A 6,574-nucleotide genomic window follows, 5' to 3' on the forward strand; every position below is an offset into this window, starting at 1 on the left:
GGTCTTCGTCAGGGGTCGTTGTCGGGGGTCTTCGTCAGGGTTGATGCGGGTCAGGGGTTGATGCGGACGGTGTGCTGTCGCCGCCAGGCCAGCAGGACGCTCGCCCCCCGGCGGCGGGAGACGTCGGCGCCGGATTCGTCGAGGTTCTGCCGGACGGCCACCAGCCGCCCGCCCGCCTCCAGGTCGACCAGGAAGCGGGTCTGCGCGCCGGCGTAGACGACCTCGCTGATCGTCCCGGTGACGCCGTACTCGTCGGGTCCCGTCGGGTCCTCCGGACGGGCGATGCGGATCTTCTCGGGACGCACCGAATACGTCCCGGGCCGGCCGAAGACCTGCTCGGCGCAGGCGCCCCGGAGCAGGTTCGAGGTGCCCACGAAGCCCGCCACGAACGCGGTGGCCGGGCGCTCGTACACCTCGGCGGGGGTGCCGACCTGCTCGATCCGACCCGCGTTGAGGACCGCGATCCGGTCGCTCATGGTGAGCGCCTCGTCCTGGTCGTGGGTGACGAGGACGAAGGTGATGCCGGCCTCGCGCTGGATCTGCTGGAGTTCGAGCTGCATCTCCAGCCGGAGCTTCAGGTCGAGGGCGCCGAGCGGTTCGTCGAGCAGCAGCACGGACGGACGGTTGACCAGCGCGCGGGCCAGTGCGACCCGCTGGCGCTGCCCGCCGGACAGTTCGGCGGGGCGCCGGTCGCCGAAGGAGGGCAACTGCACGGTCGCCAGCGCCTCGGCGACCCGCGCGGCCCGCTCCGCCCGGGGCACCCGCTTGACCTTCAGCCCGTACTCGACGTTCTGCCGCACCGACAGATGCGGAAAGAGGGCGTAATCCTGGAACACCGTGTTGACGTCGCGGTCGAACGCGGGCAGACCGGTGACGTCGACCCCGCCCAGCAGCACCCGGCCGGCGCTCGGCGCCTCGAAGCCCGCGATCATGCGCAGCACCGTGGTCTTGCCCGACCCGGACGGCCCGAGCATCGAGAAGAACTCGCCCGGCCTGACCTCCAGATCAATCCCGTCCACGGCGTTGACCACGCCGAACGCCTTGCTGACCCCGGACAACGCGACCGCACCGGGCGCGACCGGACAGCCGGCCGAGCCGCCCGACGAACGCTCCGGCGGGCTCGGGCAGGAACTGGCGGACGGACTGGGAACTGGGCTGGACGTCATCCGCACCTCGGTCTCACGGTCTCTGCTGCTGGATCCTCGACTGCTGAATCCTCGACTGAAGCAGAAAAGCCACCGGCCCGGGTGACGGCGTTCCACCGACCTCGGGGGCCGTCAGCGCGATGACGGCGGCATGGCGGCGGCTGTCGGCCCGATGACGGCCCGATGACGGCGAGGTCCGGCACCTTGTGAGGGGTCCTGCCTCCCCTCTCCCCACCCGAGTTCACGTTCAAGTCCACGTTCAAGTCCACGTTGAAGGAGCACACATGACGATCATCATCCGACCGGGAAGCACCGTGATGTTCACCGGCGACTCGATCACCGACTGCCAACGACTGGAGAGCGAAGACGGCCTCGGGCACGGCTACCCGCTGCGGGTCGCGGGCGAGTGGGGACTCCGGCACCCGGACCGCCCTGTGACCTGGCTGAACACCGGGAACGCGGGCGACAAGGTGATGAACCTCCAAGCCCGCTGGCAGACCGACGTCCTCGACGCGCGCCCGGACGTGGTGTCGATCCTCGTCGGAGTCAACGACACGGGCTGGCACACGCTGGACCCGAACGGGCACGTCATCCCTGCGGACGAGTTCGAAGCGGGCTACGACCGCCTGCTCGCGCCCCTCGCCGAGGCCGGCACGCAGCTGATCCTCATCGAGCCGTTCCTCCTGCCGATCCACGCCGTCATCGAAGCCGGGGCCGGTGCTGGCGCCGGCCCCGCCCGCATCGGAGAGCAGCAGCGACAGCAATGGCGCACCGACCTGGACCCCAAGATCCAGGCCGTGCGCAAGCTCGCCCGCACCTACGGCGCACACCTGCTCGCCGCCGACGGCATGTTCGCCGGACTCGCCGCAACGACCGTGCCGGAGCACTGGTCCGCGGACGGCGTCCACCCGACGCCCGCCGGCCACGCCGCACTCGCGGCAGCCTGGCTGCGCCTGGTCGCCTGACCGGGCCCCGCGATCACCCGCGACAGCGTCGATCGCGAGCAGCTGGGCCGCCCCGGCCCGCCCTGGCCGCCCTGGCCGCCTCGGGCGGGCCGGGCGGGCCGGGCGGGCCGAAGGACCCTGGACCGGGCGCACACAGTCGCCCTGGATCTCGGTGACCGGCGACGCCCCTGCCCGGGTGAGGACGCTCAGCCGCCGAAGGCCTCCACCACGGGTCGTCGCGGGTCGTAGGCGGCCCAGCCCGGGTCCCCGGTGCCGGCGAACGCGACCCAGGCGCCGTGGACCCGGGCGGCGAGCCCGGCCGGGGCGGGGTCGGGGCCGAGCAGGCCGGTGTCCCCGTGCAGCCAGGGTTCGTCGGCGACGTCGAACACGAAGGGCAGTTCGACGGTGTGGGCCGCGCCGAGCCGCCCGCCCACGGCCGTCGAGCGGTACCCGAACGAGTAGCGGTGCGTACGGCCGCCCGAGAGCCGCGCGTGGGCCTGGGCCAGGCGCGTCGTACCGGCCTCGAACAGGGCCCGCCCGAGCACGGCGGAGCGCAGCTCGCCCGGTGTCGCGTCCGGCCGGGCCGCGCGCTGCACGGCGAGGGCGGCCTCCGGGTCCGCGTGCACCCGGGCGGCGACGGCCAGCAGGTCGGCGTCCGTGGTGGACTCCAGGCCGCCCTGCGGGACGAGGTAGAGACGCCCCTCCTCGGTGGTGGTGCCGATCAGCAGGTCGACGTCGCGGGCCGGGCCGTCGGCGAGGGCGTCGGCGGGCTGCACCGGCAGGACCAGGCTGAACGGGCTCAGCCCGGCCAGCGGGTCCGTGGCGGTGCCGGTACGCAGGTCCAGGCCGGCCAGGGCGGGCAGAACCGCCACGAAACGCTCGTCCGGGACCGGGGCGAACGCCTCCACGGTCGGTTCGACGCCCAGCGCGGCCGCCACCGCGGCGGTGACCCGCTGCGCCTGCTCCGGTGTGAACGCGCCGCAGCCGTTGCCGCTCTGGACGACCGCCCGCCGGAACAAGCCGCCGGCCTCCGGAGTCGCGAGCAGCGCACCGACGAGCGTGGCACCCGCGGACTGGCCGAAGACCGTGACGTTCCCGGGGTCGCCGCCGAAGGCCGCCACCGCGCCCTGCACCCACCTGAGCGCGGCGAGCACGTCGAGCAGCCCGCGGTTGGCCGGAGCACCCGCGAGATCGAGGAACCCGGGCACGCCGAGGCGGTAGTTCACCGTCACCAGGACGACGTCGTCGCGGGCGAACGCGCCGCCGCCGTAGAGCGCGGCGCGGTTCGAACCGGTGACGAACCCACCGCCGTGCACGAAGACCATGACGGGGCGCCTGCCACCGTCGGCGGCGGGCGTGCGGACGTCGACGGTCAGGTACTCCGCACCGGGCACCCAGCCCGGCCCGAAGTACGGGGCCATGTCGAGCCGGCCGAAGTCGCGGGCCGGCTGTGGAGCGGTCGGCGAGGGCCGGCTGCCGTCACGGACACCGGACCAGCCCGGGTGCGGCGCGGGCGCGGCGAACCGCCCGGCACCGACCGGCGCCGCCGCGTACGGAAGGGCGCGGAAGCGCTCCCCGGACCCGTCACGGACGCCGCGCACGGCGCCCGCCGGGGTTTCGACGACCGGATCTGCCTGTCGGGGCACGGGACACTTTCCTCTCGGGAAGGGGACACCTCCGGACGGGACGTCAGGAGGCTTCAGAAGATGCGGGAGAAACCCGCCCACTCCTTGATCGCGAACTTCGACCCGCTGCGCGCGACCTCCATCGCCCCTTGGCCGCCGAAGTGCGCCGGGAAGACCAGCGCCTTGTTCTCGGCGGCGCGGCCGAGCAGCTTGCGCCGGGTCGCGCGGGACTCCGCCGGGTCCTCGCAGAAACAGGAGTTGGTCTCCGGCTCCGCGATCTGCAACGCGGTGTGCACCAGGTCCCCGACGAACAGGGCCTGGTCACCGCCGGACTCCAGGGTGAGTACGGACGAGCCGGGGGTGTGCCCGGGAGCGAGATCGAGCCGCAGGTTCCCGTCGATCCGGTACGTCCCCTCCCACAGACGCGTCAGCCCCGCCTCGTGGACCGGCGCGACGCTGTCCTCGAAGACGTTCTGGTTCCCCCGGCCGAGTACGGACCTGTGCCCGTTGGCCGGATCCCAGAACTCGAAGTCCCGCCGGGTCATCAGGTACGTGGCGTTCGGGAAGGTCGGCACCCAGTCCCGGCCGTCGAGACGGGTGTTCCAGCCCACGTGATCGACGTGCAGGTGGGTGTTGACCACGACGTCGACGTCCTCGGGCCGCACCCCGGCGGCGGCGAGGTTGTCGAGGTAGTCCGTGTCCAGGCGGCTCCACACCGGCGCGTACGGCCGGTCCTTGTGATTGCCCACACCGGTGTCCACGAGGATCGTGCGGCCCTCGCTGCGCAGCAGCCAGGACTGGATCGCCGTACGGCACTCGTCCGTCGCCGGGTTCCAGAAGTCGGGCGCCAGCCAGTCGCGGTGCTCCTCCCACACGCCGTCGGGGCTGTCCGGGAAGAACCGGCCCGGCGACAGCCCGGCCGAGCCGTAGAACTCCTTGACGCGGGTGACGGTGACGTCGCCCAGGGTGATCTGTTCGGGGTCCTGGTCCATGTCCTGGTCCATGTCCTGATCCATGTTCTGATCCATGCGGTCCGTCCTCGGGTCCGGGGCACGCGGGTCGAATGAGACCGAGCATGGCCCGTGGACGGAGTACGAACCACTCCCCGGTTGTCCTACCCCTCGCAGGGTGTGGCAGGAACCGGGCCGCCCACCGAATACTGGGGTGATGAACGGACCAGGCCCACTCGGCGCCTTCCTCCAAGCCCGACGGGCGCGGCTGCGGCCCGAGGACGTCGGCCTGCCCGACCTCGGGCCCCGCAGACGGGTGGCCGGGCTCCGGCGCGAGGAACTGGCCCACCTCGCGGGCGTCAGCGCCTCCTACTACGCCCGGCTGGAACAGGGCCTGTCCCGCGGGGCCTCCGCCGAGGTACTCGACGCCATCGCCCGCGCCCTCCTGCTCGACGCCCACGAGCGCGCCCACCTCGACCGACTCGCCGACACCACCCGCCACACGCCCCGGCCACGCCGCCCACGGCCCGAGAAGCTCGCCGACGAAACGCGGGACCTCCTGCGCGCCGTCGACGGCGTCCCGGCGATCGTGCTCGGCCGCCGCACCGACGTCCTGGCCTGGAACACCCTCGGACACGCCCTGCTGGCCGGCCACCTCGACTTCCTCGGCCCGAACGACCAGGCACGACGCCCGAACACGAGCCGGATGCTCTTCCTGGACCTGCACTGCCGCGAGCTCTACGCGGACTGGGAGCGCAAGGCACGTGCCGTGGTCGGCAACCTGCGCATCGCCGTCGGCAGACACCCCGAGGACCCGCTGCTCGCCGAACTCATCGGCGAACTGACCATGAAGAGCCAGGAGTTCGTCGCCCTGTGGGGAGACCACCGCGTGGCGCCGTGCGACGCCGCGACCTACGACCTGCACCACCCCGTCGTCGGCACGGTCACGGTGACCCAGCAGACCCTCTCGATCGCCCGCTCACCGGAACAGGCACTCATCCTGTGCACCACCCCCGCCAACTCCCCCTCCGAGCAGGCCCTCGCACTCCTCCGCCAGGTCGGCGCCAGCCGGGCGGCGCAGGCGCACGGCGCGGGCGCTGTCGAGCAGCCGCGCCGACAGGTGTAGGCAGGAGCAGCGCTGCGGCAGCCGGGTCCGCCGGAGAAGGCCCGGACCGCTGCAACAGCGCCGCCCCGGCCCCTGCTGTGCGGACGCGGCCAGGCCCAGACCGGCGCTGCGATACCCCTACGACGCCAGAACCCGACACGGCCAAGCCGATACGAGCCCACAGGCGCCTGGACGAGGCCCAAGGACGACACCCGGGCCAAGAGCACCCCCGCGAGCGCGGGGCCGATAGGAGGCGGGTCGTCGCGCCGGGCGAGACGACGGAGCAACCCCCGCGAGCGCGGGGTCGATGGCATGTCGACACCCTCGCCGAGGACCTTGCAGGAGCAACCCCCGCGAGCGCGGGGTCGATCTGCCCAACATCGGCCAGCAGCTGAACGACGCGGAGCAACCCCCGCGAGCGCGGGGCCGATAGTCCGAGAGCGTGGGCGGCGGCGCGGTAGGGGGAGCAACCCCCGCGAGCGCGGGGCCGATGGTGGGAAGCCGGTGACGGCGCACCACATCCGGGAGCAACCCCCGCGAGCGCGGGGCCGACACCCGCCCAGCTGAACCCGGTGGGCGCTTCCCCGAGCAACCCCCGCGAGCGCGGGGCCGACTTGTACGCGCTGCACCCTTCCTCGACAAGCCGCGAGCAACCCCCGCGAGCGCGGGGCCGACTCGGCGGCGACTTGAGACCCCCGCCGAGGTCTTGAGCAACCCCCGCGAGCGCGGGGCCGACGGCGGCGGCGATCGCGCCCTGCATGGCGAGGAGGAGCAACCCCCGCGAGCGCGGGGCCGACAGGCGGTG

The 6,574-nt window shown here is 73.3% G+C and carries 6 protein-coding genes and 1 CRISPR repeat array; of the genes, 3 read left to right on the forward strand and 3 right to left on the reverse strand.

The features are described 5' to 3' along the window. Nucleotides 1–50 precede the first annotated feature (50 nt). Nucleotides 51–1,031: an ABC transporter ATP-binding protein gene (locus ACIPLC_RS27490; protein ID WP_400475692.1), complete on the reverse strand. Its 981-nt coding sequence runs from the start codon at nucleotides 1,029–1,031 to the stop codon at nucleotides 51–53. Here ACIPLC_RS27490 and ACIPLC_RS27495 point away from each other — a divergent pair. Further along, nucleotides 1,024–1,251: a hypothetical protein gene (locus ACIPLC_RS27495; RefSeq protein WP_400475693.1), complete on the forward strand. Its 228-nt coding sequence runs from the start codon at nucleotides 1,024–1,026 to the stop codon at nucleotides 1,249–1,251. The two genes, ACIPLC_RS27490 and ACIPLC_RS27495, sit on opposite strands and share 8 nt — an antisense overlap. 178 nt (nucleotides 1,252–1,429) lie before the next feature. Continuing rightward, nucleotides 1,430–2,110: a GDSL-type esterase/lipase family protein gene (locus ACIPLC_RS27500; RefSeq protein ID WP_400475694.1), complete on the forward strand. Its 681-nt coding sequence runs from the start codon at nucleotides 1,430–1,432 to the stop codon at nucleotides 2,108–2,110. Between the two features lie 185 nt (nucleotides 2,111–2,295). Here the strand turns inward: ACIPLC_RS27500 and ACIPLC_RS27505 are convergent, their stop codons facing one another. Then, nucleotides 2,296–3,735, reverse strand: coding sequence for a carboxylesterase/lipase family protein (locus tag ACIPLC_RS27505; RefSeq protein WP_400475695.1), 1,440 nt, complete (start codon nucleotides 3,733–3,735; stop codon nucleotides 2,296–2,298). A 53-nt stretch (nucleotides 3,736–3,788) separates the two neighbouring features. Continuing rightward, entirely contained in the window at nucleotides 3,789–4,706 is a 918-nt protein-coding gene (locus ACIPLC_RS27510) for an MBL fold metallo-hydrolase (RefSeq protein WP_400475744.1), read from the reverse strand. A 175-nt stretch (nucleotides 4,707–4,881) separates the two neighbouring features. Here ACIPLC_RS27510 and ACIPLC_RS27515 point away from each other — a divergent pair, with 175 nt between their 5' ends. After that, nucleotides 4,882–5,790 carry a helix-turn-helix domain-containing protein gene (locus ACIPLC_RS27515; RefSeq protein ID WP_400475696.1) on the forward strand — a complete coding sequence of 303 codons (909 nt, stop codon included), beginning with the start codon at nucleotides 4,882–4,884 and terminating at the stop codon, nucleotides 5,788–5,790. 199 nt (nucleotides 5,791–5,989) lie between these two features. After that, a CRISPR array of direct repeats spans nucleotides 5,990–6,565; the repeat unit is 27 nt; unit sequence GAGCAACCCCCGCGAGCGCGGGGCCGA. The last annotated feature ends 9 nt before the right edge of the window (nucleotides 6,566–6,574 follow it).

The organism is Kitasatospora sp. NPDC086801 (assembly GCF_044745805.1).
Lineage (GTDB): Bacteria > Actinomycetota > Actinomycetes > Streptomycetales > Streptomycetaceae > Kitasatospora.